Origin of the sequence: Pseudomonas sp. NPDC089530 (genome assembly GCF_050280705.1) — a bacterium.
In the GTDB taxonomy this organism is placed as follows: Bacteria; Pseudomonadota; Gammaproteobacteria; order Pseudomonadales; family Pseudomonadaceae; genus Aquipseudomonas.
The window spans coordinates 64,449-91,188 of record NZ_JBNNVU010000007.1; the positions used below are offsets into that span (position 1 = coordinate 64,449).

The following is a 26,740-nucleotide window of genomic DNA, read 5'->3' on the forward strand; positions in this document are numbered from 1 at the left end:
CAGGCGCTCAACTACGGACCGGACACCCATGACCCGCACATTGACCACCTCCCCGCTCGCCCCCCTGCTCGACCGTCTGTTCGAACAGGCCCAGGCGGCGACCAGCCCGGCAATCGCCGATATCTCCCGCGAAGAGCGCGAACGCCTGATGCACAGCAAGACCGAATACCGGGATTTCTATGGCCGTCTGAAGGACCTCTGGCTGCCGGTATCCCGGGAAACCGGCGAGCTGCTGTACCTACTGGCGCGCAGCACCAGGGCACGCCACATCGTCGAGTTCGGCACCTCATTCGGCATTTCGACCCTGCACCTGGCGGCGGCCATCCGCGACAACGGCGGCGGTCGCCTAATCGGCAGCGAGTTCGAGGCGTCCAAGGTGACACAGGCGCGCCAGCACCTGGTCGAAGGCGGCCTGGATGACCTGGTGGAGATCCGCCAGGGCGACGCGCTCCAGACCCTGGCGACCGACCTCCCCGAATCCATCGACCTGTTGCTGCTCGACGGGGCCAAGGCGCTGTATCTCGACATCCTGACATTGCTGGAAAGCCGCCTGCGGCCGGGTGCGCTGATCGTCGCCGACAACACGGATTACAGCCCGGACTACCTGGCGCGGGTACGTTCACCCGGCAGTGGCTACTTGTCCGTACCCTTTGGCGGCGACGTGGAACTGTCGATGTGGTTCGGCTGAGCCGACTCCGGATAGATCGCCAGATAGCGGTCGACGGCATCGCCGATGGTCGGAAAGAACGCGGCTTCGCCCAGCCGGGCGAACAGCCCGAAGCGCTTCAGCTTGTCCTTGACCGGGTCCTTCATCTCGGCCACACACAGCTTGATAGCTGCCGCGTGCAGGGTGTCGTCCAGCTCCGCCAGCATGTCGGCGGATGTCACGTCGACGCTGGTGACCGGTTCCGCTGCCACCACCAGCCAGCGGACCGGTGTTGGCGATGCCGCCACGGCGTCCAGCACCCGGTCGTGGAACAACTCGGCGTTGGCGAAGAACAACGGCGCGTCCCAGCGAAACAGGACCACGCCGGGCACCAGGTGTGCGTCGGGATAACGCTTGATGTCGTGATAGCCCCTGACCCCTTCCACCCGCCCCAGCACGGCCGAATAAGGTCGCCAGCCATCCCACAGGAACTCGATCACGGCGATCACGATGGCCAGTCCGATGCCCTCGATCGCACCCAGCACCGCCACACCGACGGTGCAGACGATCGACAGCCAGAACTCCCAACGCTGGATGCGGTAGATGCGCCGCAGGTCGCTGACCTCGATCAGGCCGATGGCCGAGGCGATCACCACCGCCGCCAGTGCGCTGGTGGGCAGGTTCTCCAGCAGGTCCGGTGCCATCAACAACAACACGGCAACGGCCAGCGCGCCGATGACGCCGGTCAGCTGGGTCTTGGCGCCCGCAGCCTCGGCCACGGGGGTGCGGGACGAACTGCTGCTGATCGCAAACCCCTGGAAAAAGCCGGCGGCCAGGTTGGCGACGCCGAGCCCGACCATTTCCTGATTCGGGTCCACATAGCTGCGGGTGCGCGCCGCATAGACCCGTGAAAGCACGCTGGTATCGGCGAACGAAACCAGGGCCAGGGCGCAGCCACCGATCAGCACCGGAACGATGTCGGCGCGGGTGATCCACGGGATGGCGAACGCCGGCAGGCCCTGGGGCAGCAAACCCAGCACCGACACCCCGGCCCGGGGCGCAAGGTCCAGTACCCCGACGGCGATGGTCGCCGCGGTGACCGCGAGCAGGATGCCCGGCACCCGCTTGCGGTCCTTGAGCAACAGGATGATCGCCAGGGTCGCCGCGCCGACCGTGAACGCGGTCCAGTTGGTTTGGCCTTCCATTATCGCGTTGGCGATTGCCCACAGGTTGCGCAGCGGCCCCTCGGCCTCCACCGAAAAGCCGAAGAATTTTGGCAACTGGCTGATCAACACCGTCAGCGCGATCCCGTTCATGTAGCCGTAGCGAATCGGCTTGGACAGTAGCTCCGTGACAAACCCCAGGCGTGCGATGCCGGCCAGGATGCACACCACCCCCGCCACGATCGCCATCATGCCCGCCAGGGCGACCGCACGCTGCGGCTCACCGCCGGACAGCGGCAGGACGACGGCGAGAATCACCGCAGCCAGTGAGGAGTCCGGCCCCAGTACCAGGATCCGGCTGGGGCCGAACAGCGCATAAGCGAGCAACGGCACGATGGTCGCGTACAGACCGTAGATGCCGGGCAGGCCCGAGGCCACGGCGTAAGCGATGCCGACCGGTACCAGCATGGTGGTCAGCACCAGCCCGGCCACCAGGTCGTAGCGCAACCAGGCCATCCGGTATTCGCGCAGCATGCGCAGTCCTGGCAGCCAGCGGCTCCAGCGCTGCAGATCGTCGCCGCTGGTGCGGCGGACAATCCGGCCGGGTTCCGGGACGGGAGGAGAAGCGTCCGAATGGCTCATTCGCGGCCAGGCCCGTGGCTCAGAATCGCTCCGGAATCCTGCGCAACGGATAATCCGACTCGCGATAGCCGCCGGGTTTCTGCCGTTTGGGCAGGACCACTTTTTCCCGTGGCACTTCCTTGTAGGGCACGCGGCTGAGGAAGTCGGAAATGATATTGAGGCGCGCGCGGCGCTTGTCGTTGGAGTCGGCCACCAGCCAGGGGCCGTGTTCGGTGTCGGTGGCCTGGAACATGGCGTCGCGGGCGCGGGAATAGTCATACCAACGGCTGTAGGACTTGAGGTCCATGGCGGTCAGCTTCCAGATTTTGCGCCCGTCCTTGATCCGTGCTTCGAGCCGGCGGGTCTGCTCTTCCTGGCTGACCTCCAGCCAGTACTTGAGCAGGATGACCCCCGACTCGACGATCGCCCGTTCCACCAGCGGGACGGCCTTGAGGAAGCCCACCGCCTGCTCTTCGCTGCAAAAGCCCATCACCCGCTCGACGCCGGCGCGGTTGTACCAGCTGCGGTCGAAGATCACCACTTCGCCCGCGGCGGGCAGGTGCGGCAAGTAGCGTTGCAGGTACATCTGGCTCTTCTCGCGCTCGGTGGGTGCCGGCAGCGCGACTACGCGAAACACCCGCGGGCTCAGGCGTTCGGTGATGGCCTTGATGGTCCCGCCCTTGCCGGCGCCATCCCGGCCTTCGAAGACGATGCAGATCTTCACGCCCTCCTTCTTCACCCACTCCTGCAGCTTGACCAGCTCGACATGCAGTCGACGCAGTTGCTCCTCATAGTCTTTCTTCGTCAGCTTCACGTGTCCCGCGGAAACGTCCTTGGTAGCGCCCTTCTTGCTTCTTGCCATGACCAGAACCTCATGCTGGCTTCCATTAATCGCGTGAGTCTAGTTCAGGATCCAGGATCTACAGGGCTCCCAGGCACATCAGGAGAACGACCGTCCGCTAGAAAATTCAGCTATTCCGGATGAAGTGCGCGATCCGCGTGGCGATCGCCTCAGGCGCATCTTCGAGGCAGTAGTGACCCACACCGGCAAGACGCTCGATGGGAGCCGTCGGGAACAACGCCGCGAAGAGCGGCAGGAAATGCTCGGCGCCAAGGGTGCGGTCGGCTTCCCCCCAGATCGCGAGGGCCGGTTTGTCGCCCATCGCACGCACGGTCGCCGCCTCCGGGGTTTCAAAGCGGTGCGTGCCGGTCGCGAAACCTTCCGCCCAGCCGATGGCGCCGAGACAGTCGGCTGGGTTGGCAAAGGGGGCGCCATAAGCAGCGAGCCAGTTGTCAGTGATGATCGTGTGATTCTCGAAGCCGTTGAGCTTCAGGGTGCTCAGGATGTTGAACCCCAGTTGCCCGAGCACGCACCTCAGGCTGCCCTCCGCTACCGCGCCAGCGATCCAACGGAACCACGGCGAATCACCGCCGTTCGCCGCCACGCGATCCAGCAGATCGGGCTGACCAAAGGGCGTCGGGGCATTGGCCGTCACAACGCGCTGGATGCGGTGGGGATGGCGTGCGGCAAGGCCCATACCGACAGGGCCACCAAAGTCGTGCATGACCAGCGTCACGCGGTCGAGATCGAGCGCGAGCACGAAGCGCTCCAGGTTGTCGATGTGATCCTGCAGCCAGTAGCTGCGATCCGACGGCGTTGCGCTTTTTCCGAACCCCATGTGATCGGGAACGATGACGCGATGAGTGGAGCTGAGCACCGGGATCAGATGGCGAAACAGATAACCCCACGTCGGTTCGCCGTGCAGGCACAACACCGTCTCGCCGTCGCGTGGTCCTTCGTCTACGTAGTGCATGGGAAAACCGGAGGCATCGTCGAAATGCGGGGCGAACGGAAAAGTGCCACCGAAGGTGGCGTCGAACGGGATCATGGGGAGCTCCTTTCAGTGGCCATGGGGGGGTAACTTGGTTTCAACATGAAACCAAAATGAGCATAGAGCGCACGTTTTTTGTTTGCAACCCGCGACGATGGGCACGCCACGACAGAACGTGTGAAACAAAAAAAGGGCGTCCTGTGGGACGCCCTTTTCCTGACTGCGTGATTTGTGCCGGCAGCTCACCCGGAAGCCTTGCTCGCCGCCAGATAAGGCGCCAGGCGCCGGGCCATTTCCTCGCCGAGCGCCTGCAGGCCGCTCATGGGACGGACCATCACCTCGAACTCGACGATCTTGCCGGCTTCGTCGAAGCGGATCAGGTCGATGCCCTTGAGCTGGCGATCGCCGACCCGGGCGCTGAACTCCAGCACCACGCTCAGGCCGTCGGCCGTGACCAGTTCGCGGTGATAGGCGAAATCGACGAAGACCTTGCTCACGGTATTGAGGATGGTCGAGACCACTGGCACGCCCGGGTAAGGCGTATGGGCCATGGGCGAACGAAAGACTACGCGCGAATCCAGCAGCTCAGGCAAGGCGCTCAGGTCGCCCTCGGCAATCATGGCGTGCCAGCGCCGCAGGGATGCGGCGGCCTGGGGATGCAGTTTCAGATCGGACATCTTGTGCTCCTGTCGCTTGTTGTTATCGGACGGTGGAGATCGGGTATCGGCGATGCGTGCCCGGCCACCATAAGCGCCGGACACGACGCCCAACAATGATCGCAAATGACACTTGGCTGATCGCAACGAGCAATTCGCACCGGGCTCAGGCCTGGCAGAGCCGCTCGAACAGCCGGCGGTGCTGCGGGAACAGTGTGCTCAAGCGCTCTCTGTCGCCCAGTTGCATGTCCGCGTAGTCGAACCCGGGGCAGACTGCCTCACTGATCAGGCCATACCCCGCCACGCCGGGCAGCAACCGCGACGCTTTCCACACCCCGCCGGGGACATGCAGCTGCAGGTACTGCCCGGCCCGGACATCGCTGCCCATCACCAGGGTCTTCAGGGTGCCGTCCGGGTACAGAAGGACGTATTCGAGGGCATCCCCGAGGTGGAAGTAATGCAGGATGTCGGACTGGTTCAGATGAAACTGACCGATGGGGGAATCCCCGGTCAGCAGGTAATAGATAGACGTCATCAAGTAGCGCGGCCCGCCGGTGCAACCGAGCATCGGCCGCTGGTCCGCCTGGAAGGTCCTGCGGTAATAACCGCCTTCGGTGTGCGGTTCCAGGTTCAGGGTGGCGAGCAGTTCTTCGGCGCTGCACGGCGCGTTGTGGCGGGTGGGGTTGGTCATTGGGGCAGTCGCAGGTCAGGAAGTTGCTTGCAGCCTAGCAGCCCCTCGCCTCAGTGCTCGCAACGGGCCCGGGCGGCGCTACGGACGGCCCGGGTCATGCAAACTTACGCCGACCGGGGAGCGGCTGCCGTGCCTTTCGGCAGGGCCTTGCGGGAGGCCGCCAACTTGCGACGGATGTAACGCACGACCCACACCAGCAGCATGCACAGGCTGACCACCACCGGCATCAGGGCGATGTTGACGATTTTCAGCCTCCTTCCCAACTCATCGATATCGGCGTTCAACTGGTATTGCACCTCACGCAGCTCCTTGCGGATACGGGTTTTCTCCTGCATGAACTGGCGGACCGTCGCCTGCTGTTCGGGGCTGAGCGCCTGGGATGTGTCCGATGGCAACTGCAGCAGTTTGTTTTCCGTCTCCTCCAGGCTGTCCTCGAGGGCCAGGCGCTTGGCCCTGAAGCTGGTTTCGGCCTGGCGCCGCAACTGCTCCACCACCACGAACGGGCGGCTGTAGGGGCCACGGGAACGCAGGCTGTTCAGGGCATCCGAACCGGCCAGGTTGTCCAGGGCATTGAGCACGAAGGACCCGTTGTCCGCCCAGGGCCGCGGCACCTGGCGGCCGTTGCTCTCCTGCACGTCGAGCCACAGGCGGTCGCTCAGCAAGTCGGTATCGGCCACCACCACCAGGTTGACCTGCTCTACCTGCTTGAGCCCGTCCTTGCGGCCTTCGATACCCTCGGCAAAAGCCGACTGCACCGGGCCTTGTATCCGGGCGGCAATCACATAACGCTGGCCGGGCTGGGCCAGGTCGCGCAACACCTGTTGCGGGTCCGCCGGTTTATCGAAGCGCTCCGCCTCGAAGGGCTTGGCCGAATCCGAGCTGTACATCAGCGGCGTGAAACGGGTGCTGGCCCCAGCCACCGGCTCGAGGATGCCGGCGGTGGTCAGGGCGATGAACTCAAGCCCGGCGGTACTCGGATCTTCCTGGCTCAGGGCCGCTTGCGGTACGCCGATGGTGAACGGTCGCGGCAGCGCCGGCTCGCCCTCCTTGGCGTTTTCGAACAAGGCATAGAGGTTGTCGCCCAGGACCTTGCCCGGCGGCATCCGGATGCCCCAGGCCTTGAACAGGGGCTCGAGACCGGAGGACTTGTCCTTGCTCTGGACACCGAAATACTCCTCGCCGGTGTCCTGTTCGCTGTAGGGATCGACGAAAGCCATCACTCTGCCGCCGCGCAGCACGAACTGGTCGATGGCGTACAGGGTCGGCTGCGACAGTTTTTTCGGATGCAGCAGCATCAGCACATCGACGTCTTTTGGGATGTCCTGGGTGTCGGCCTTGATTGCCTGCAGATCGAACTCCCGGCGCAGCTCCTGGATCAGGGCCCAGGGCTCGGTCTTGCGCTGCGTGCGAATGTCGAATCCACCATCGGCCGGCAGGCTGCTCAGCAGCCCCAGTGTCGGCCGCTTCGGGTTGGCCAGGGTCTGCACCAGGCGGCTGACGTCGTATTCGAGCAACGCCTCCTGGTCCGGTGCAAAGAACTCGATCGTCTGTGCATTGTTCTGCCCATCGATACCGGCCAGGCCGAAGTACACGGGCGCCCCACCCTGCCCCAGCGCCACAGCCTCCAGGCCAAACTCGCTGGCCTTGTCCTCCGCCTCGGAAAACGGCAGCGGGTCGATGACATGCAGGCGGATCTTGCCGGCGGACTCTTGCTCGTAGACTTTGAGCAGTTCCCGGACCCGCATGGCATAGCTGCGCAGCGGCGCCAGCTCTTTCGAACCGCTGTCGGAAAAGTAGAAATACAGGTCCAGCGGTTGCTTGAGCTCCGCAAGAATCTGTCGGGTGCCGGCGCTGATGGAGTAGAGCTTGTTCTGGGTCAGGTCGAGGCGAACGCCAGTGAGCAGCAGCCCCGAGGCCATATTGAAGGCCAGGAACAGCACGGCGATGAGCAACAGGCCGGAGCCGGAATACAGCATGCGTTTCATAGGTTTGCCCTCACTCGGCTTTCTTCAGGTTGACCGTCACCACAGTGGCCATCAGCCAGGCGACAATCACGCTGATGAAATAGAGGAGATCGCGCAGGTCGATCAGCCCTTTGCTGATCGCGCCAAAATGCGTCAGCAGGCTCAGCGACGCGAACAGGTCCAGCAGCCATTGCGGCGCCCATGGATTGAGCGCATCCAGTACCAGGGAAAAGCCGCAGGCGACGAACAGGAAACACACCGTGAGCGCGAGGATCAGGGCGATCACCTGGCTCTTGGCCATGGCCGACATGCAGGAACCGATGGCCAGGTAGGCGCCGGCGAGTAGCCAGCTCCCCAGGTAGCCCGCCAGGATTGCACCGTTGTCCGGATTCCCCAGGTAATTCACAGTCAGCACCATGGGCACGGTCATCAGCAGAGTGATGCCGGCGACCACCCAGGCGGCAAGGAACTTGCCGACCACCGCTTCGAAGCAACTCACCGGCAAGGTCATCAACAGCTCGATGCTGCCGGACTTGCGCTCCTCCGACCACAGGCGCATGGCCAGGGCCGGCAACAGCAACAGATAGAGCCAGGGGTGGACATCGAAGAACGGCACCAGGTCCGCCTGGTTACGCTCGTAGAAACTGCCCAGATAGAAGGTGAAGACCCCCGAAAGCACCAGGAAGATCTCGATGAACACGAAGGCCAGCGGCGTCGCGAAGTAGCCGCCCAGCTCGCGCTTGAAAATCACCGGTAACTGCCTCATGCCGATTCTCCTCGGGTCAGGGTCTGGAAGACCTCGTCGAGGCGGCCCTGCTCCAGCTCCAGGCGTTTCATCTTCCAGCCTCGCGCCATGACCAACTCGTTGACCTGGGGAAAAATCACCTCGCCGGGTCGGGCCAGCAGCGTCAGACTGCCCTCGGCCGGGTTCTCTTCGACGCCCGCCACGCCCGGCAATACCACCAGGGCCAGCAGGTCCAACGGCCCGTCGGCCTGCAAGGTCACGGCCTGGCGATAGCGGGAACTGCGCTCCAGTTCATGGGGCGTGCTGTCGGCCAGGATCCGGCCGTTGCTGATGATCAACGCGCGGTTACAGATCGCCGCGACTTCTTCGAGGATATGGGTCGAGATGATCACGATCTTGTCCTGCCCCACCCCCTGAATCAGGCGGCGAACCTGTTGTTTCTGGTTCGGGTCGAGCCCGTCGGTGGGTTCGTCGAGGATCAGCACCCGGGGATCGTGCAAGATCGCCTGGCCCAGGCCGACCCGGCGGGTAAAGCCCTTGGACAAGGTCTCGATGCTCTGCCGACGCACATCGCCCAGTTCCAGCAGGTCGGCGACCCGATCCACCCGTTCGCGCTTTTGCTTGCCGCCATAACCGCGAATGCGGGCAATGAACTCGAGAAAACCCTGTACCGTCATGTCGCTGTAGCAGGGAGCGCCTTCCGGCAGATAGCCCATCTGCCGCTGGGCCTGGCGGGTCTGGGTGCGGATGTCGAACCCCAGGATGCTCGCGGTGCCGGAAGTCGGCGCAAGAAAGCCGGTGAGCATCTTCATCGTGGTGGATTTGCCAGCCCCGTTTGGCCCGAGGATCCCCAGCACTTCTCCCGGACCGATATCACAGGACAGATCGTCTACCGCGACCTGTCCGGAAAAAGACTTGGTTAATTTGGATATTTCGATCATGGCTTCCAGGTTCGGCAAGATGAAGTCCGATATGAACAGCACAAGGCCATTCATATTCAGCAGCAGTCAGGGTTTGATAGTGTGAACAGTGTCAATAACTGTCTATGACGAAGTGGGCGCAACACAATACACGTTGAGTTTTTTGATTAGGCATAAGCCCATGCGAACAAGATCATTCTATACAAATATAGGATTTATCCTTTTCGGCAAAGGCATTGCTCTTAAAGCCTGCCACTATTGATTGCTAGTATTCTACGGCGCATATTTTTGAGCTTACTGGGTGATACATGCTCTTGCGCACTATGTTCATTGAAACCAAAGAACGGGAAATGCTGACAGCCGCTTTGCTTTGCAGTTTCTCCGTTCCAGAGGCAGGCCGGAACTTCCTCGCCTATAGCCTGAATGAAAGCGTCGATGACGATAATCTACGGATTTATATCGCCTTGTTGTTCAACGAAGGGGGTCATTACCGGGTGGGCGCCCTGGAGTCCGATGAGGACGGTCAACTGGCGACACGGCTGTTCAGCCAGATCCTGCGCGAGGCCGACACGGGAGAACGCCGTGACAGCGATGTGGCCTACCATCTTGTGGACCTGAACAAAAAACAGCTGGCTCCCGTTACCACCACGGAGCACCGCGTGGTGAGCGTCAAGAAGGAATGGATCGCCAGACTGCTGAGTTTCCAGGCATCGGCCCACTATGGCCCGGCGGTGGAATACTCGCCCATGCTGGTGAATCTCGACGACGAGCTGCTTAACGCCGCCATGGCGCAGCTCGACGAACAGTCGGGGGCTGGCGTCGATGAACAACGGACCGTACAAGCTTGCGAGGCGGAAAACCTGCAGCAAACGCAGACGCCCCCCGTCGAATCCCGTTACTCCGATACCGGCCCAGTCCCCGAGCCCACCACGGAGCATGGGCCTGAATGCCAGGACCGGGATTGGCCGTTCCCCGGAACCGATCCCGAGCACTTTCTGCAGGATATCGAGGCGAGCCTGCAGGCGTTCTCCGGCATCGCCCAAAAGCTGACGCAACAGAAACAGCAAAGCCAGGCGCAACGGCAGACCCTGGACACCAGGGAGCGCCAATTGCAGGAAAGAGAGCGACAGCTCGCACAGAAGGAAGAACAGTTGCTGCAACTTCAGGAGCAACTTCATCAGGCTCAGCAATCCGACAATACGCTACAGACCCAACAAGAGGCTCGGCAGGCCGAACTGGATATTCGTGAGGAGGCGTTGCAGCAAAAAGCCAAGGCGCTGGCGGAACAGTTCAACAAACTCAGTCAGGCAAGGGACAACTTCCACATGCTGCTGAAAAGCCTTAATGAAACCGTTCGGTTCAATGAGAACGAACTAATCGAGTGAGCGGTCATGGCCTGTGGCAGATAAAAACCGGTTAATGACGGGCAGTGATTTCAAGAGTCATTGGACTACAAGTTTCCTGACGGCGATTGTTTGCCCGCTGGCTCATGACTCATATAACGGCTTTTCACCTTATCGATATAACCGTCATTGCGCATGGCCTCTATGGATTTTGCCATCTTCGCCACGAGATCGGCGTCGCACACCTTGGAGCAGGCCAGGTAAAGGTCATGGCTCACCAGGGGCGGACTCATCAGCAACGTGCGTTTGGAAACCCGATTCCAGATATAAGTGCTTTCCTGAACCCCGTTGAACCAGGCGTCCACCCTGCCCTTCAACAACAACTGCGCCGGGTTTTCGCCGATCTTGATCGCATAAATCTGCTCCGGGGCGAAGCCTTTGCTGCGCAGTATCTCTTCCTGGGCACTGCCCAGCCCTACGGCGATGACCTTGAAGCGCTGTCGGGCTTCTTCGAAGTTCGCCACTTTATGCTCGAGACTGAAGAACGCCCTGTCCATCTGCATGATCGGCGCAATCCAGGTAAAACGATCTTCCCGCTCGGGCGTGCGGGTGAGCGGCGCGATGAGGACATTGTCTTTTTCAATGGCGTATTTCTGCGCTCGCGCCCACGGCAGAGCCCTGGGCTCGATGTTATATCCGGCCCTTTTCAGGGCCTGCAACACAACGTCCCCGACGATGCCATGGCGCTCGCCGTCGCTGGCGATGGTCAGGGGCGGTGCCTCCGGAATCAGAAACTCGATGGCTTCATGGGCCTGGAGGGCCGGAGCCGTCGAGACAAGCAACGGCAGCAACAGCGTCAAGAACGATGTGCTTCTGGCTGGTGTTTCTCTAATCACACCGCGAGCCTCTTTGGGGTCGATGTCGTTATTCGGGCTGCTGGCAGTATACGACGGTGATAAATACCGCGAGCACGGGCCCATGGCATTCAACCGGAAGGATGCTGATTCGGGCCGTCAGGGCTCGCCAGGTCGACACTGAAACGACAACCGTTGGGCTCACGGCTGTCGAGGCTCACCCGCCAGTGCTGATGGCCGCAGATGCGCTGCACCAGGGACAACCCCAGGCCCAGGCCTTCGCCCCGTTGTTCGTCACCGCGCACGAAAGGCTGGAACATCGCGTTGCGCTTCTCCTCGGGAATACCGATACCGCTGTCCTCGACGACAAACCCCTGCTCAAGCAGGCTCAGGCGGATGAAGCCGTGATCGGTGTAGTGCCAGGCATTGCGCAGCAGATTGCCCATGACCGATTGCAGAAAGGTCAGGTTGTAGCGCTCGCCCGAGTCAGGTCCGGTGTTGTAGATGAACTCCAGCCCCTTGTCGCGAATCAGCTTGCCCCAGATCTCCACCAGGCAATCCGCCGCTTCCTTGAGGCTGGCGCTGGCCCTCAGATGGGCGGGACGGCTCTCGGCATGGGCCAGCATCAGGAATGTCTCGACCAACTGGCGCATTTCATCGCTGGCCCGGCCAATCCGCCCGACCTGGGCCTGTGAGCGGGCGTCGAGCGAGGCATTCTCGAGCAGCAGCTCGCAGGAGCTGGCCAGAACCATCAAGGGGGTGCGTAACTCATGGCTGACATCGCTGGTGAACATTTTTTCCCGGCGCAGGGCGGCCCGTAAGCGGCCCAGGGTCTGGTCGAACGAGGTGGCCAATGCGCCAACCTCGTCGTTCGCATAGTCCGGAGCCAGCGGTGGCGCCAGTGCCAGCAACTGATCGCGATGGCGTACCTGTCGGGCCAGGCGTACGACCGGCGCCATGACCCGTTTGGCCAGCAACCAGCCCAGGAGAATGGCCAGCAGGATGCTCAGGATGAAACCCGCCGCCACCACCGAGAACAGCAGCCGCTCCCGTTGTTTCAGGCTGATCTGGTCCCGCAGCAGCACATACCGGCGGCCATCGACCGATCGGCTCATCGCAAAGTAAGGCTGCCCCTCGAACACCACTTCCTGGAAGCCTTCCGGCAAGGTGCTGAGGGATGGCGGCAGGCTGAGGTTGGCAGCACCGTCCTGGACGAAGAACAGCTCGTCCCTGTCCGGTCGGTGGGGCCATTGTTCGGCGTTTTCCGCAAGCAGCAGACGGTGCAGATTGCCACTGAGACTCAGGGTGGTCAGCTTGTGTTCCACCACATGCACGGTGGCAATGATGCCCAAGGCAAAAAAGCCCGCGACCAGCGCCGTCATCAGGGCGAAAACCAGCACGATCCGCCTGTTCAGGCTTTGCTTGAGATCCATGTCCACCCACGATTCGAGTGCAGATTCGTCATTCCGATCGCTGCGATTTCCAGCGGCCTGCGCTTGTCAGCGCTCAAGGCACCTTCAAGACCCGAGAGCCGGCTACCGAGTACAGCATAACCTTCGAATCCTGCAATCGCGGCCGGCAACTTTCAACAACTAATACGGCCTTGGAAAATAGCCAGCAGGCTAATTAACGACACCCGAGACGATAATGATTCGCTAAAGAAATACTTGTTGATTTTTTCACATCCATTTCACCTGTCGCACCCTAGATTCCCCGCTGTGTTGGAACTCATCGCTTTCTCTTCGAGCTACTCCTACTTGTCGCGCCGTGCCGGCAGCGACGAATTTTATCGGCTCATTTCCAGTCCAGTGGTGAATCTTTGGTAGTGCGCATCGGAATAAAACGGCTGGCCGCTCGTCTGCTGCTAGTGGCCATGGCGGGCGTGCTGCTGGCGGGGTTCGCATTGTGGCCGAGGTCGCCACTGAACCTGGTATCCGCCGCCGACCTGCGAACCTCTGGAATCCTCGAGCAATGGCAGGCCGGCAATGTGGTGGTGCTGGTGCGGCATGTCGAGCGTTGCGATCGCTCGCCTCATCCTTGCCTGGGGCCGGCGGATGGCATCACACGCCTGGGCAGCGAGGCAGCTGTGCGCCTGGGCGCGGCCTTCAAGGCCCTGGGCATGAGCCGGACCGATGTACTGAGCAGCCCGATCACCCGCACCGCGCAGACCTCAGCCTATATGTTCGAACAACCGACAGCCGCCCAGGAATGGCTGGCCAGTTGCGGCAAGCCCCTGCGTGACGATGTCGTCGCCCACAAGTCGGCGCACCGCAATCTGCTGCTGGTGACCCACAGTGGTTGCATCAGCGACTTTGAAAGCCAGACCGGCTTCAAGCATGCGCACGCCAGCGAGTACGGCAGTGCGTTATTCGTATCCCTGGAGGCGGGACAAGTAAAAGTACTGGGCGTGGTCAATGAAGAAAACTGGCCATCGTTGCTGAACCGAACGCTGTAGGTTTTTTCTTACATGTTTTTCAGTTTGCCCGTTTCAAGAAAACCCACTAAAAGCTTGCCCGGAATTAATAAGTTACTTGTTTTTTAATCCGCTTACTGGACGGCAGCGCTTTTCAAGCTTGAATACGCATCAGCCTGGTCTTGGCAACTACCAGACACCTTTCCAGGCACACCTAATAAAAATAGAAAGTTGACCCTGCCATCAGGAGCCGAGGGATGTTACGCGCCAATTTCTGCTGTTCGTTCAGCCAGCCAGTCGATTGTCGACCGGCTACCGGTCATGAGCCTTGCCGCGGGAGTCGTCGTCCATGATTCGACGCTCGACCCTGCCGTTGATGCTCGTGGCTTTCGTGTTGTCGTTTTACCTGTTGCCCCTGGCCTTCCATGGTTTGTGGATCCCCGATGAGACCCGCTACGCGCAGATCAGTCAGGAGATGCTGCTCAATGGCAACTGGGTATCGCCGCACTTCATGGGGATTCGCTATTTCGAGAAGCCGATTGCCGGTTACTGGATGATCGCCATCGGCCAGGCCCTCTTCGGCGACAACCTGTTCGGAGTGCGGATCGCCTCCGCGCTCAGCACCGGCTTGAGCGTGGTGCTGGCCTACCTGATTGCCCAGCGCCTGTGGCGGGACCCGCGCAAGTCCTTTGCCGCCGCCCTTCTCTATATGAGCTTCGGCCTGATCGCCGGGCAGGCGGGTTACGCCAACCTCGATCCGCAATTCACCCTGTGGGTCAACCTCAGCCTGGTGGCCTTGTGGTTTGCCATCGATGTGAGCACTACGGGGCAGCGCATCCTGGCCTGGGTGGTGCTGGGCATTGCCTGCGGCCTTGGCTTCATGACCAAGGGGTTTCTCGCCTGGTTGCTGCCGGCCCTGATCGCCCTGCCCTACATGATCTGGCAACGGCGCCTGGGCCAACTGTTGCGCTACGGCCCGCTGGCGGTGCTGGTGGCCGTGCTGGTCAGCCTGCCCTGGGTCTTGAAGATCCATGGCCAGGAACCTGACTATTGGCGCTTCTTTTTCTGGCACGAGCACATTCGCCGCTTCGCCGCCGAGGACGCCCAGCACACCCGTCCCTGGTGGTTCTATCTGCCGATGTTGGTGGTCTCCAGCCTGCCATGGGCGGCCTTGCTGCCGTCCACCCTGAACCAGGCCTGGCAGCAGAAGCGCAAGGCCGGGATCGGCTTCCTGCTGCTCTGGCTGGTATTGCCCCTGGTGTTTTTCAGCCTGTGCCGGGGCAAGCTGCCCACCTACATCATGCCGTGTCTCCTGCCGCTCGCCCTCTTGATGGGCCACACCCTGATCGAGCGCCTGAACCAGGCCCGCGGGCGCGTCCTGCGGATCAACGGCCTGCTCAATCTCGGCATTGCCCTGCTGGCATTAGGGGCGCTGATCTACCTGCAGGTCACCCGGCCGGTGTACGGCCATGGGGAGATGTTCAGCCTGTCCCTCGGCTATATGGTGCTGATGGGCTGGATCATCGCCAACGCCCTGCAAGCCCTGCGCCCTCTGGCGCTGTGGGCGGCGCCCGCGCTGGGTATCGGCCTGCTGGTGGCCCTGCTGCCGGCGGCGATGCCGGCTCATATCGTGGCCAGCAAGATGCCGGACCAGTTCATTGCCGAGCATCAGCAGGAACTGAGCCAGACCAGCCGCTTGCTGAGCAACGACCTGGGCGCCGCTTCGGCGCTGGCCTGGCGCCTGCAGCGGCCGCAAGTGGACCTGTACAACACCGTCGGCGAGCTGAAATACGGCATCGCCTACCCCGACTCGGCCGCCCGCTCCATCGACCTCACGCAGGTCCGGCAATGGATGACCGACGCCCGCAAACAGGGCTCGGTGGGGGTGGTGATGCGGGTCAACAACGCCGAAGAGATGCATGAGCTCGAGTTGTTGCCCGTGGATGGCAAGCGCTACGAGCGCGGCAACCTGACCATTCTGATCTTCCCCCGGAGTCAGCCTTGAGTCTTTTCCGGTGACCGGCATCGCTGCTTTCCGTGACCAGGCGTGCCTCACCGCCGCCTGGCACGGCCCTGCCGGCAAAAAAACTGAACCCTGGCTGTCTGCTTCTCAGATAAACGGTGCCTTGCCCTATTTTTCATATTCGTTTCACATTTTTCCGCTTAATCTCGGGCCCTTGAACCTATACGCGACAGAGAATGTTCTGGGCACGACCTGGGGATTGCTCTGAATTCACTTATAACGCTTTGATCCGTATTTACTTTTTTTCAGTTTGGTCTTTACTCAAGCACGGCAAGGAATTGCTCCCAATGGCTCAACCATGGACAAGCGCCAATGACTGCACTCGCCTCATTCAGCACATAAATAACAACCAGAACTATCCGCACGCTGCACACATCGTTTGCCCCTTCGTTCTCTGACGTTTTCTTCACCCGAGGTCTCAATGAACCAGGCTTTCCTTCCTTTCTCGCGCCCGAGTATTGGCGATGAAGAGATTGCAGCGGTCGAGCAGGTTCTACGTTCTGGCTGGATCACCACCGGACCGAAAAACCAGGAGCTCGAGCAGCAATTCGCCGCACGGGTCGGCTGCAAGCACGCCGTGGCGTTGTCGTCGGCCACCGGTGGCATGCACATCACCCTGCTCGCCTTGGGGATCGGCCCTGGCGATGAAGTGATCACCCCTTCGCAGACCTGGGTGTCCACCGCCAACATGATCTGCCTGCTGGGCGCGACACCGGTATTCGTCGACGTCGACCCGCACACCCTGATGACCGACGCCGCCACCATCGAAGCCGCCATCACCCCCCGCACCAAGGCGATCATCCCGGTGCATTACGCCGGCGCCGCCTTCGATCTCGATCCGCTGTATGCCCTGGCCGACAAGCACGGCATCGCCGTGATCGAAGACGCCGCCCATGCCGCCGGCACCACCTATCGCGGCCGCGCCGTCGGTGCCCGGGGCACGGCGATCTTCTCTTTCCATGCGATCAAGAACATGACCTGCGCCGAAGGCGCGATGTTCGTCAGCGATGACGAGGCCCTGGCCAACCGCGTGCGCATGCTCAAGTTCCACGGCCTGGGCGTCGACGCCTACGACCGCCTGACCCACGGGCGCAAACCCCAGGCCGAGGTGATCGAACCCGGCTTCAAGTACAACCTGGCGGACATCAACGCCGCCATCGCCCTGGTCCAGCTGCAGCGCCTGGACGCGATCAATCGCCAGCGCGGAGTCCTGGCCAGTGCCTACCTGGAGCAACTGCGCGACCTGCCGGTGCAACCCCTGCACCTGCCGTCCTATCCGCAGCAGCATGCCTGGCACCTGTTCATCCTGCGCATCGACCCCGAGCGTTGCGGCATCGATCGCGACGGTTTCATGAAAGCCCTGCAGGAGCAGAACATCGGCAGCGGCATCCACTTCGTCGCCAGCCACCTGCACAGCTACTACCGCCAGCGCTTCCCGGATGTGCGGCTACCCAATACCGAATGGAACTCGGCACGGCTGTGCTCGATTCCGCTGTTCCCCGACATGACCCTCGACGATGTCGAGCGCGTGGTCGGCGCCATCAAAACCTGTCTGGACCGAAGCCTGTGAAACCTTATCCAATCCAGTTCGTGTCGATCGTCATTCCGGTCTACAACGAAGAACAGAGCCTGCCCGAACTGCTGCGTCGCACCGAAGCGGCGTGCCGCCAGCTCAAGCACGATTTCGAGATCGTCCTGGTCGACGACGGCAGCCGCGACAGCTCGGCGCAGATCCTCGAGGACGCGGCCGCCCGCGAAGGCAGCCCGGTGGTGGCGGTGATCCTCAACCGCAACTACGGCCAGCACGCGGCGATCATGGCCGGTTTCGAACAGTGCCGCGGCGACGTGGTCATCACCCTGGACGCCGACCTGCAGAACCCGCCGGAAGAAATCCCGCGCCTGGTGGCCCAGGCCGAACTGGGCTACGACGTGGTCGGCACAGTGCGCAACAACCGCCAGGACTCCGCCTGGCGCCGCTGGCCGTCGAAGCTGATCAACCTGGCGGTGCAACGCTCCACCGGCGTGGCCATGAACGACTACGGCTGCATGCTGCGCGCCTACCGGCGCAGCGTGGTCGACGCCATGCTCGCCTGCCGGGAGCGCAGCACCTTCATTCCGATCCTGGCCAACAGCTTCGCCCGCCACACCACCGAGGTCCTGGTGAATCACGCCGAGCGTGAACACGGCGATTCCAAATACAGCCCGATGCGCCTGATCAACCTGATGTTCGACTTGATCACCTGCATGACTACCACACCGTTGCGCCTGCTGAGCATCATCGGTTTCAGCATGGCCGGCGTGGGGGTGCTGTTCGCCCTGATGCTGATCTTCCTGCGCCTGGTGTTCGGCGCCCAATGGGCCGGCGACGGTACGTTCGTGCTGTTCGCCATCCTGTTCGTGTTCACCGGTGGCCAGTTCATCGGCATGGGCCTGCTGGGCGAATACCTGGGCCGCATGTACAGCGATGTCCGTGCCCGCCCCCGCTTCTTCATTGAAAAAGTCTTGCGCAGCCAGCCTGCCGCTCCCGCTCCTGCTGTCACGGTTGACGGTTTAACTTCCACTCTCTCCGATCAGGTTTCGCCATGAGTCATAAAGCTGTTGTCTTCGCCTACCACGATATCGGCTGTGCAGGCATCGAAGCCCTGCTCAACGCAGGTTATGAAATCGGTGCGGTCTTCACCCATGCCGACGATCCGAAGGAAAACACCTTCTACGGCTCCGTTGCCCAGCTGTGCTCGCTCAAGGGCATTCCAGTGCACGCCCCGGAAGACGCCAACCACCCGCTGTGGGTCGAGCGGATCGCCAAGCTCAACCCCGACTACATCTTCTCCTTCTATTACCGCAATCTGCTGAGCGAGGCCCTGCTGGCCACCGCCAGCAAAGGCGCGTTCAACCTGCACGGCTCGCTGCTGCCGAGCTACCGCGGCCGCGCCCCGGCCAACTGGGTGCTGGTCAACGGCGAAAGCGAAACCGGCGTCACCCTGCACCGCATGGTCAAGCGTGCCGACGCCGGGGCGATCGTGGCCCAGCAACGGGTGGCCATCGAGCGCAGCGATACCGCGCTGAGCCTGCACGGCAAACTGCGCGATGCCGCCGCCAGCCTGCTGCGCGACACCCTGCCGGCACTGGCCCAGGGCAAGATCAGCGAAACCGCCCAGGACGAGTCCAAGGCCAGCTACTTCGGCCGCCGTACCGCGGCTGATGGCAAGCTGCTGTGGAGCAAGCCGGCCGAACAGCTGTTCAACCTGGTGCGCGCGGTGACCAAGCCTTATCCGGGCGCGTTCTGCGCGGTGGGCGAGCACAAGCTGATCGTCTGGAGCGCCGACGTCGTCAAAGGCAACGAAGGCCAGGCCCCGGGCCGGGTGATCAGCGTCGATCCGCTGCGCATCGCCTGCGGCGAAGACTCGCTGGTGATCAACGCCGGCCAGCGCAACGACAACGGTCTGTACCTCAGTGGCCCGCAACTGGCCAACGAACTGGGCCTGGTGGATGGCTCGCTGCTGCGCGGCGCCGAATCCGGACGCAAGCCACGCCGGACCCGGGTACTGATCCTCGGCGTCAACGGCTTTATCGGCAACCACCTGTCCGAACGCCTGCTGCGTGACGACAAGTACGAGGTCTATGGCCTGGATATCGGCTCCGACGCCATCGAGCGCCTGCGCAGCCATCCGAACTTCCACTTCGTCGAAGGCGATATCAGCATTCACTCCGAGTGGATCGAGTACCACATCAAGAAGTGCGACGTGGTCCTGCCGCTGGTGGCCATCGCCACCCCGATCGAATACACCCGCAACCCGCTGCGTGTGTTCGAGCTGGACTTCGAAGAGAACCTCAAGCTGGTCCGCTACTGCGTCAAGTACAACAAGCGCGTGATCTTCCCGTCGACCTCCGAAGTCTATGGCATGTGCCAGGACAAGAACTTCGACGAAGACAGCTCCAACCTGATCGTCGGCCCGATCAACAAGCAGCGCTGGATCTACTCGGTGTCCAAGCAGTTGCTGGACCGGGTGATCTGGGCCTACGGCAGCAAGGGCCTGAACTTCACCCTGTTCCGTCCGTTCAACTGGATGGGCCCGCGCCTGGACCGCCTGGACTCGGCGCGTATCGGCAGCTCCCGAGCCATCACCCAGTTGATCCTGAACCTGGTGGAAGGCACGCCGATCCGCCTGTTCGACGGTGGCGAGCAGAAACGCTGCTTCACCGACATCGCCGACGGCATCGAAGCCCTGGCGCGCATCGTCGACAACGAAAACGACGCGTGCAACGGCCAGATCATCAACATCGGCAACCCGGACAACGAAGCCAGCATCCGCCAGTTGGGCGAAGAGCTGCTGCGCCAGTTCGAAGCTCACCCGCTGCGTGGCAACTTCCCACCGTTCGCCGGTTTCCGCGATGTCGAGAGCAAGGCGTTCTACGGTGCCGGTTACCAGGACGTGGAGCATCGCAAGCCGAGCATCGAAAACGCCAAGCGCCTGCTGAACTGGGAGCCGACCGTGGAGATGAGCGAAACCATCGGTAACACGCTGGACTTCTTCCTGCGCGAAGCCATGCTCGAAATCGCGGACAAGCGCTGATGCGGGCAGGTCTGCGAATCGATGTCGATACCTATCGCGGCACCCGTGAAGGGGTGCCGCGATTGCTGGAACTGCTCGATGAGGCGGGAGTCAAGGCGACGTTCTTTTTCAGCGTCGGCCCGGACAACATGGGGCGCCATCTGTGGCGCCTGATCCGTCCGCAATTCCTCTGGAAGATGCTGCGCTCCAATGCCGCCGGCCTGTACGGCTGGGACATCCTGCTGGCGGGCACCGCCTGGCCGGGCAAGCCGATCGGCCGCGACCTGGGGCATCTGATGCGCCAGGCCCGGGATGCCGGCCACGAAGTCGGCCTGCACGCCTGGGATCACCATGGCTGGCAGGCCAATGCCGGGCGTTGGAACCAGGCGCAGCTGATCGAGCAGATCCGCCAGGGTGTCGACACCCTTAATGACATTCTCGGCCAGCGCGTCGACTGTTCGGCTTCGGCCGGCTGGCGCGCCGACGAGCGAGTGATCGAGGCCAAGCAGACCTTCGGTTTTCGCTACAACAGCGATTGCCGCGGCGCCTCCATCTTCCAGCCGCGGCTGGCGGATGGAGGTCTCGGGGCACCGCAGATCCCGGTGGATTTGCCGACCTTCGACGAGGTGGTCGGGCCGACGGTGGCCGCCGCGGATTTCAATGCATTCATTCTGGACCGGTTCAGCCCGCGAGGGCTCAACGTCTACACCATTCACGCCGAAGTCGAAGGGATTCTGATGGCCAACGATTTTCGTCAACTGCTGGCCCAAGCCCGCCAGCGTGACATCCATTTCAACCCGCTGGGCGAGCTGTTGCCCGCCGCCTTGCAAGCGCTGCCCCAGGGGCAGGTGGTCCGTGGAGCCCTAGAAGGCCGCGAAGGCTGGCTGGGAGTGCAAGGCGCATGACCAGACGCTGGGCCCTGCCTCTTCTATTGATTGCTTTCGGTCTGTTCTACCTGCTGCCCATGGCCACCCACGGCCTGTGGATCCCCGATGAAACCCGCTATGCGCAGATCAGCCAGGAAATGCTCCTGACCGGCCACTGGGCCTCGCCGCATTTCATGGGCATCCGCTATTTCGAAAAACCGGCCGCCGGCCACTGGATGATCGCCCTCGGCCAGGCGCTGTTCGGGCAGAACCTGTTCGGGGTGCGAGTGGCTTCGGCCCTGAGCATGGGCCTGAGCGTCCTGCTCGCGTACCTGATGGCTCGGCGCCTGTGGAACGAGCCACGCAAGAGCTTCATCTGCGCCCTGCTGTACATGAGTTTCTGTGTGGTGACCGGCGCCGCCGGCTACGCCAACCTCGATCCGCAATTCACCTTGTGGGTCAACCTGAGCCTGGTGGCCCTGTGGTTCGCCCTCGACAGCAGCACCCTGCGCGGCCGCCTGCTGGCGTGGGCCGGGCTGGGCCTGGCCTGTGGCATGGGCTTCATGACCAAGGGTTTCCTCGCCTGGCTGCTGCCGGTGCTGATCGCCCTGCCCTACATGTTCTGGCAGAAGCGCCTGCGCGAGCTCTTCGTCTACGGCGGGGTGGCGGTGCTGGTGGCGGTTGTCGTGAGCCTGCCGTGGGTGCTGACCGTGCATGCCCAGGAGCCGGACTACTGGCGGTTCTTCTTCTGGCACGAGCACATCCGCCGGTTTGCCGGTGAAGATGCCCAGCACTCGGCTCCCTGGTGGTATTACTTGCCCTTGCTGGTGGCGTTCAGCCTGCCCTGGGCGGTGCTGCTGCCGGCGACCTTCAAGCAGGCCTGGCAAGAGCGTCGCCAGGCGCCCATTGCGTTCCTGCTGCTGTGGCTGGTCCTGCCGCTGGCATTCTTCAGCCTGAGCAAGGGCAAGCTGCCGTCCTACATCCTGCCGTGCCTGCTGCCCCTGGCACTGCTCATCGGCCATGCCCTGAGCGCGCGGCTGGCCGCCGCACAGACTCGCGCCATCAGCGTCAACGGGCTGTTGAACATGCTGCTGGGGCTACTGGTGCTGTTGGCACTGGTGTTTTTCCAGTTGAAGAAGCCGCTTTATGAGCAGGAACCGCAGCACCTGGTGCTGGTGTTCGTCGCGCTGCTCGCCTGGATCATGGCCAACCTGCTGCAAGCGTTCCGGCCTTTGACCCTGTGGGCTGCGCCAGCCCTGGGCAGTTGGGTGCTGATCGCGCTGCTGCCGGCGGCACTGCCCAACTCGGTGGTCTACAACAAGATGCCCGACCAGTTCATCGTCGATCATGCCCAGGAGCTCGGCCAGACCCACAGCCTGCTGAGCAACGACCTCGGCGCCGCCTCGGCCCTGGCCTGGCGCCTGGGCCGCCCGGATGTGGCGCTGTACAACACCGTCGGCGAACTGAAATACGGCCTCGCCTACCCGGACTCCGCGGCACGCAAGGTCGGGCTCGACCAGATCCAGGCATGGATGACCGAGGCCCGTAAACAGGGTTCGGTGGGCGTGGTCATGCGGGTCAAGAGCGATGACGAGCTGCACGAAGTCGAGCTGTTGCCCAAGGACGCCAAGCGTTATGAGCAAGGCAACATCGTGATCTTCATCATTCCCCGGAGCGAGCCATGAGCCTGTTGCTGCTGCTCGCGGCCTGCCTGCTCACCTGCCTGGGACAAGTCGCGCAGAAGTTCGCCGTGGAAAGCTGGCGCGGCCAGCCTTCCGGCGCGCTGGACAAACTGCGTTCGCCCTGGCTGTGGCTGGCCTTGGCCAGCCTGGGCCTGGGGTTGCTGGTATGGCTGCTGGTGCTGCAGCGCATGGACGTGAGCGTGGCCTACCCGATGCTCAGCCTGAACTTCGTGTTCGTCACCCTGATCGCCCACTTCGTGTTCCGTGAACACATCGACCACCGCCACTGGCTGGGGGTCGCGCTGGTGGTCGGTGGCGTCCTGCTGTTGAGTCGCCAGGCATGAACCCGCTGCGTGGTCTTACCTTCGCCATGGGCAGCGTGCTGCTGGTCAGCGGCGCCCAGTTGGGCATGCACTGGAGCATGACCCGCCTGCCGCTGCCGGCCGAGTGGCTGGCGGCGCTGTCCAGCGGCCAGGTCGATCTGGCGGCGCTGGGCGTGGTGCTGGCGGCGATCCTCGCCTACGCGCTGTCGATGCTCTGCTGGCTGCTGGCCCTGCGCGACCTGCCGCTGGGCCGGGCCTATTCCCTGCTGAGCATCAGCTACGCCCTGGTCTACCTGCTGGCCGCCGCGCTGCCACTGTTCGACGAACCTTTCACTCTCTGGAAAAGCCTGGGGGTGGCCTTGGTCATCCTCGGCGTGATTACCATCAACTCTCGACCTGCCCCCGCGACAAGTCCCAGGAATACCCCATGAAAATCAGCGTATTTGGAAGTGGTTATGTCGGCCTCGTACAAGCCGCCGTGCTGGCCGAAGTCGGTCACGATGTCATTTGCATGGACATTGACGAGAACAAGGTCAAGCAGCTGCAACAGGGGCACGTCAGCATCTTCGAGCCCGGCCTTGCCAGCCTGGTGAAGGAAAACCTCGAGGCCGGGCGCCTGCATTTCACCCACGACGAAAAGCTCGCGGTGCAACATGGCCAGGTGCTGTTTATCGCGGTGGGCACACCGTCCAGCGAAGACGGCTCGGCCGACCTGCGCTACGTGCTGTCGGTGGGCGACGCCGTGGCCCGACACCGTGAGCAGCCGCTGATCCTGGTGGAGAAATCCACCGTGCCAGTGGGCACCGGCGACACCCTGAAGGCCCATATCGAACAGGCCCTGGATGGCCGCCCCCTGCAGTTCGATATCGTCTCCAACCCGGAATTCCTCAAGGAAGGCTCGGCGGTTTCCGACTGCCGCCGTCCGGACCGGATCATCGTCGGTTGCGAGCGCGAAGAAGTGCGCGACGTGATGCGCGACCTGTACGCGCCGTTCAACCGCAACCATGACCGCATCATGTTCATGGACCTGCGCAGCGCCGAGCTGACCAAGTACGCCGCCAACTGCATGCTGGCGACCAAGATCAGCTTCATCAACCAGATCGCCGAGCTGGCCGAGCACCTGGGGGCCGACATCGAATCGGTGCGCCTGGGGATCGGCGCCGACTCGCGCATCGGCTACCACTTCATCTACCCGGGCTGCGGTTATGGCGGCTCATGTTTCCCCAAGGACATGCGCGCGCTGATCCACAGCGCCGAACAGGCCCATTGCTCCAGCGACCTGTTGCAAGCGGTGGAAGCCATCAACGAACGGCAGAAACACAAGCTGTTCGAGCGCATCAAGGCCTTCTACAAAGGCGACCTGGCGGGCAAGACCTTCGCCCTCTGGGGCCTGGCGTTCAAGCCCAACACCGACGACATGCGCGACGCCCCGAGCCGGGTGCTGCTGGACGCCCTGTTCGCCGCCGGGGCCAGCGTGCGCGCCTTCGACCCGGAAGCCATGCAGGAAACCCAGCGCCTGTACCCCGACGAGCCGAAACTGATGCTGATGGGTACCCCGGAGTCGGTGCTGGGCGACGCCGACGCGCTGATCATCTGCACCGAGTGGCAGCAGTTCAAGGCACCGGATTTCCCGCTGCTGCAACAGCGCCTCAAGGCCCCGGTGATCTTCGACGGGCGCAACCTGTACGACGCCGAGCGCCTGGCCCGTATCGGCTTCACTTACTTCCCGATCGGTCGCGGCGAGTCGCGCAGCCTGCCGATCCCCCACCTGCAATGGGCCGACGCCGCGGTCGAAGCCTGATGCCCCCACTCACCGCCGCCCCCACGCCAGCCCTGAACAGGCAGGCCTGGGGGCTCGGGCTGCTGGCGCTGCTGCTGTTCTGTGCCGGCGTCTACCAGCAGGCGGTGACCGGGTTCGATTCCCGGTTCGTGCTGTTCGCCAAGGAAATGCTGCGCCATGGGCCGGGGTTCTTCCCCACCACCTATGGCCAGCCCTATGCCGACTACAGCAGCGCCTCGACGCTGCTGATCTATCTGTTCTCGTTGCCCTTGGGCCGGGTCACCAGCCTGAGCGCCTGGCTGCCCACGGCCCTGGCCTCGGCGACGATCGTCAGCCTGGTCTATCGGCTGCTGGCGCCCTATTCCCGGACCTGGGCCTTGCTCAGCGTCGCCCTGCTGTTGCTCAGCAATACCTTTATCAGCGAAACCCGCGCCGTGTCCCTGGACCAGATGCTCGCCGCACTGTCGCTGGCGGTGTTCTACCTGGGCTACGCCCATGACCACTTTGCCGCGCCCCGCCGGCTGTGGCTGATCCTCGTCCTGCTGGTCGTAGGGTTTGCGATCCGCGGGCCCATCGGCCTGGTGATCCCCACGGGCATGCTGTGCAGCTATTACCTGCTGGGCGGCCAGTGGCGCCGCCTGTTCGGCTTCGGCTGCGGCGCCCTGCTCCTGCTGCTGGCCTGCATCGGCCTGCTGCTGTGGCTGGCCCGTCTCAGTGGCGGCCCGGACTTTGTCCAGGAGGTGATCCGCATGCAGTTCCTCGGACGCATGGACGGCAGCGAAGGCAGCAGCGACTGGTTCTTCTACTTCAGCAGCTCCCTGGGTAACTACGCCCTGGCCTACCCCCTGGCGATCCTGGCATGGATCGGCGTGCTCCTGGCCCGAGGCAACGAACCGGACCCGGCGCTGAAACTGCTGCGATTGTGTACCGCCGCGGGATTGCTGGTGATGATCGGCCTGTCGATCCCCCAGGCCAAGAAAGCCCGTTACCTGCTGCCGATGCTGCCCATGGCGGCGATTGCCGCGGCCTACCCGTTCCAGGCGCGCCAGGGGCGTTTCCTGGCCGGGTTGCGGGTGGCGATTCAAGGCTGCTGGTTACTGTTGCCGGGGCTGTTGATCGTCGGGTTGCTGGTGTTGCGCCACAAGTTCCCTCAACAGTTGACGAACCTGACCCCGATGCTGGTGCTCCTCGGGTTGCTGCAAGTAGCTGCGCTGTGGCTGCTGACCCGCCCGCGCTGGCGTGCCGTGGGTCTGGCCTATGCCGCGGTGCTGGCTGTCTGGGGCACCTACATCGGGGTGTTCGAGCCCGTCGAACGCCAGCTCTACGACACCCGGGACTTCAGCCTCGCGGCACAACAGCTGATGCAAAGCGCCCCGGCGCCCCTGGTATTGCACGCCATGGGCAAGGACGCCAAGGCCATCAAGTTCATGGTCAACCTCGACCAGGACCTGCAGCCGATATTCACCGAACGCCCCGAAGCGCTCGCCGCCGTGCGTGGCCCGGCCTGGGTGATACTGGATCAAAGCGACCTGGCAGCCCTGAACGGCACGCCCCTGGCGCAACTGACGCCGGTACTCACAGGACGCTTCGACAAGAACGATTACCTCATGCTGCACCTGCCCGGCCCAGGGCAACCCTGAAGGGTTGCCCCGGTGTGTCCCGGCT

23 protein-coding genes are annotated in these 26,740 nt (G+C 62.9%); 13 read left to right on the top strand and 10 right to left on the bottom strand.

The features are described 5' to 3' along the window. Positions 1 to 28 precede the first annotated feature (28 nt). Complete coding sequence (locus tag ACQKQA_RS04515) at positions 29 to 688, top strand: O-methyltransferase (RefSeq protein WP_427553954.1); 660 nt, start codon at positions 29 to 31, stop codon at positions 686 to 688. Here ACQKQA_RS04515 and ACQKQA_RS04520 read toward each other — a convergent pair. The 8 genes from ACQKQA_RS04520 to ACQKQA_RS04555 all read right to left on the bottom strand — a co-directional run bounded on the left by ACQKQA_RS04520 (position 634) and on the right by ACQKQA_RS04555 (position 9,259). After that, on the bottom strand, positions 634 to 2,451 hold the full coding sequence (locus ACQKQA_RS04520) for a SulP family inorganic anion transporter (RefSeq protein WP_427553956.1): 1,818 nt from the start codon (positions 2,449 to 2,451) through the stop codon (positions 634 to 636). The genes ACQKQA_RS04515 and ACQKQA_RS04520 overlap by 55 nt on opposite strands. A gap of 19 nt (positions 2,452 to 2,470) precedes the next feature. Next, positions 2,471 to 3,292, bottom strand: a complete 822-nt coding sequence (gene ppk2 / locus ACQKQA_RS04525; RefSeq protein WP_427553958.1) for a polyphosphate kinase 2 — start codon at positions 3,290 to 3,292, stop codon at positions 2,471 to 2,473. A 106-nt stretch (positions 3,293 to 3,398) separates the two neighbouring features. Continuing rightward, a complete protein-coding gene (locus tag ACQKQA_RS04530; RefSeq protein ID WP_427553960.1) occupies positions 3,399 to 4,319 on the bottom strand; it encodes an alpha/beta fold hydrolase in 921 nt (306 codons plus the stop codon). 185 nt (positions 4,320 to 4,504) lie between these two features. Next, positions 4,505 to 4,939: a nuclear transport factor 2 family protein gene (locus ACQKQA_RS04535; RefSeq protein ID WP_427553962.1), complete on the bottom strand. Its 435-nt coding sequence runs from the start codon at positions 4,937 to 4,939 to the stop codon at positions 4,505 to 4,507. Between the two features lie 145 nt (positions 4,940 to 5,084). After that, positions 5,085 to 5,609 (bottom strand): cupin domain-containing protein, encoded by a 525-nt coding sequence (locus ACQKQA_RS04540; RefSeq protein ID WP_427553963.1) that lies wholly within the window; start codon positions 5,607 to 5,609, stop codon positions 5,085 to 5,087. Positions 5,610 to 5,713: 104 nt separating this feature from the next. Beyond that, positions 5,714 to 7,594, bottom strand: coding sequence for a GldG family protein (locus tag ACQKQA_RS04545; protein ID WP_427553965.1), 1,881 nt, complete (start codon positions 7,592 to 7,594; stop codon positions 5,714 to 5,716). A gap of 10 nt (positions 7,595 to 7,604) precedes the next feature. Then, positions 7,605 to 8,339: an ABC transporter permease subunit gene (locus ACQKQA_RS04550; protein WP_427553967.1), complete on the bottom strand. Its 735-nt coding sequence runs from the start codon at positions 8,337 to 8,339 to the stop codon at positions 7,605 to 7,607. Then, on the bottom strand, positions 8,336 to 9,259 hold the full coding sequence (locus tag ACQKQA_RS04555) for an ABC transporter ATP-binding protein (protein WP_427553969.1): 924 nt from the start codon (positions 9,257 to 9,259) through the stop codon (positions 8,336 to 8,338). Before ACQKQA_RS04555 ends, ACQKQA_RS04550 begins: the two co-directional genes overlap by 4 nt. 302 nt (positions 9,260 to 9,561) lie before the next feature. Between ACQKQA_RS04555 and ACQKQA_RS04560 the strand changes: the two genes are divergently transcribed. Then, entirely contained in the window at positions 9,562 to 10,623 is a 1,062-nt protein-coding gene (locus ACQKQA_RS04560; protein WP_427553971.1) for a hypothetical protein, read from the top strand. A 65-nt stretch (positions 10,624 to 10,688) separates the two neighbouring features. Here the strand turns inward: ACQKQA_RS04560 and ACQKQA_RS04565 are convergent, their stop codons facing one another. Both ACQKQA_RS04565 and ACQKQA_RS04570 read right to left on the bottom strand, forming a co-directional pair. Further along, a complete protein-coding gene (locus tag ACQKQA_RS04565) occupies positions 10,689 to 11,477 on the bottom strand; it encodes a substrate-binding periplasmic protein (RefSeq protein ID WP_427553973.1) in 789 nt (262 codons plus the stop codon). Between the two features lie 89 nt (positions 11,478 to 11,566). Then, the gene (locus ACQKQA_RS04570; protein WP_427553975.1) at positions 11,567 to 12,868 is read right to left on the bottom strand and encodes a sensor histidine kinase; all 1,302 of its coding nucleotides are present in this window, start codon (positions 12,866 to 12,868) and stop codon (positions 11,567 to 11,569) included. A gap of 392 nt (positions 12,869 to 13,260) precedes the next feature. Here ACQKQA_RS04570 and ACQKQA_RS04575 point away from each other — a divergent pair, with 392 nt between their 5' ends. The 11 genes from ACQKQA_RS04575 (at position 13,261) to ACQKQA_RS04625 (ending at position 26,715) form a co-directional block, all read left to right on the top strand. After that, entirely contained in the window at positions 13,261 to 13,890 is a 630-nt protein-coding gene (locus tag ACQKQA_RS04575; protein ID WP_427553977.1) for a histidine phosphatase family protein, read from the top strand. A gap of 307 nt (positions 13,891 to 14,197) precedes the next feature. Further along, positions 14,198 to 15,853, top strand: a complete 1,656-nt coding sequence (gene arnT, locus ACQKQA_RS04580) for a lipid IV(A) 4-amino-4-deoxy-L-arabinosyltransferase (protein WP_427553979.1) — start codon at positions 14,198 to 14,200, stop codon at positions 15,851 to 15,853. Between the two features lie 439 nt (positions 15,854 to 16,292). Further along, the gene (gene arnB / locus ACQKQA_RS04585) at positions 16,293 to 17,441 is read left to right on the top strand and encodes a UDP-4-amino-4-deoxy-L-arabinose aminotransferase (RefSeq protein ID WP_427553981.1); all 1,149 of its coding nucleotides are present in this window, start codon (positions 16,293 to 16,295) and stop codon (positions 17,439 to 17,441) included. Continuing rightward, positions 17,438 to 18,457 carry an undecaprenyl-phosphate 4-deoxy-4-formamido-L-arabinose transferase gene (arnC, locus tag ACQKQA_RS04590; protein ID WP_427553983.1) on the top strand — a complete coding sequence of 340 codons (1,020 nt, stop codon included), beginning with the start codon at positions 17,438 to 17,440 and terminating at the stop codon, positions 18,455 to 18,457. Before arnB ends, arnC begins: the two co-directional genes overlap by 4 nt. Continuing rightward, on the top strand, positions 18,454 to 20,445 hold the full coding sequence (arnA, locus tag ACQKQA_RS04595) for a bifunctional UDP-4-amino-4-deoxy-L-arabinose formyltransferase/UDP-glucuronic acid oxidase ArnA (RefSeq protein ID WP_427553985.1): 1,992 nt from the start codon (positions 18,454 to 18,456) through the stop codon (positions 20,443 to 20,445). Before arnC ends, arnA begins: the two co-directional genes overlap by 4 nt. After that, the gene (gene arnD, locus ACQKQA_RS04600; protein ID WP_427553986.1) at positions 20,445 to 21,329 is read left to right on the top strand and encodes a 4-deoxy-4-formamido-L-arabinose-phosphoundecaprenol deformylase; all 885 of its coding nucleotides are present in this window, start codon (positions 20,445 to 20,447) and stop codon (positions 21,327 to 21,329) included. Before arnA ends, arnD begins: the two co-directional genes overlap by 1 nt. Then, on the top strand, positions 21,326 to 22,975 hold the full coding sequence (arnT, locus tag ACQKQA_RS04605) for a lipid IV(A) 4-amino-4-deoxy-L-arabinosyltransferase (protein WP_427553988.1): 1,650 nt from the start codon (positions 21,326 to 21,328) through the stop codon (positions 22,973 to 22,975). Before arnD ends, arnT (ACQKQA_RS04605) begins: the two co-directional genes overlap by 4 nt. Beyond that, positions 22,972 to 23,316, top strand: coding sequence for a 4-amino-4-deoxy-L-arabinose-phosphoundecaprenol flippase subunit ArnE (arnE, locus tag ACQKQA_RS04610; RefSeq protein ID WP_427553990.1), 345 nt, complete (start codon positions 22,972 to 22,974; stop codon positions 23,314 to 23,316). Before arnT (ACQKQA_RS04605) ends, arnE begins: the two co-directional genes overlap by 4 nt. After that, entirely contained in the window at positions 23,313 to 23,726 is a 414-nt protein-coding gene (gene arnF, locus ACQKQA_RS04615) for a 4-amino-4-deoxy-L-arabinose-phosphoundecaprenol flippase subunit ArnF (RefSeq protein ID WP_427553992.1), read from the top strand. The genes arnE and arnF overlap by 4 nt, the downstream gene beginning before the upstream one ends. Beyond that, on the top strand, positions 23,723 to 25,096 hold the full coding sequence (locus ACQKQA_RS04620) for a UDP-glucose dehydrogenase family protein (protein WP_427553994.1): 1,374 nt from the start codon (positions 23,723 to 23,725) through the stop codon (positions 25,094 to 25,096). The genes arnF and ACQKQA_RS04620 overlap by 4 nt, the downstream gene beginning before the upstream one ends. Further along, positions 25,096 to 26,715, top strand: coding sequence for a phospholipid carrier-dependent glycosyltransferase (locus tag ACQKQA_RS04625; protein ID WP_427553996.1), 1,620 nt, complete (start codon positions 25,096 to 25,098; stop codon positions 26,713 to 26,715). The genes ACQKQA_RS04620 and ACQKQA_RS04625 overlap by 1 nt, the downstream gene beginning before the upstream one ends. Positions 26,716 to 26,740 lie beyond the last annotated feature (25 nt).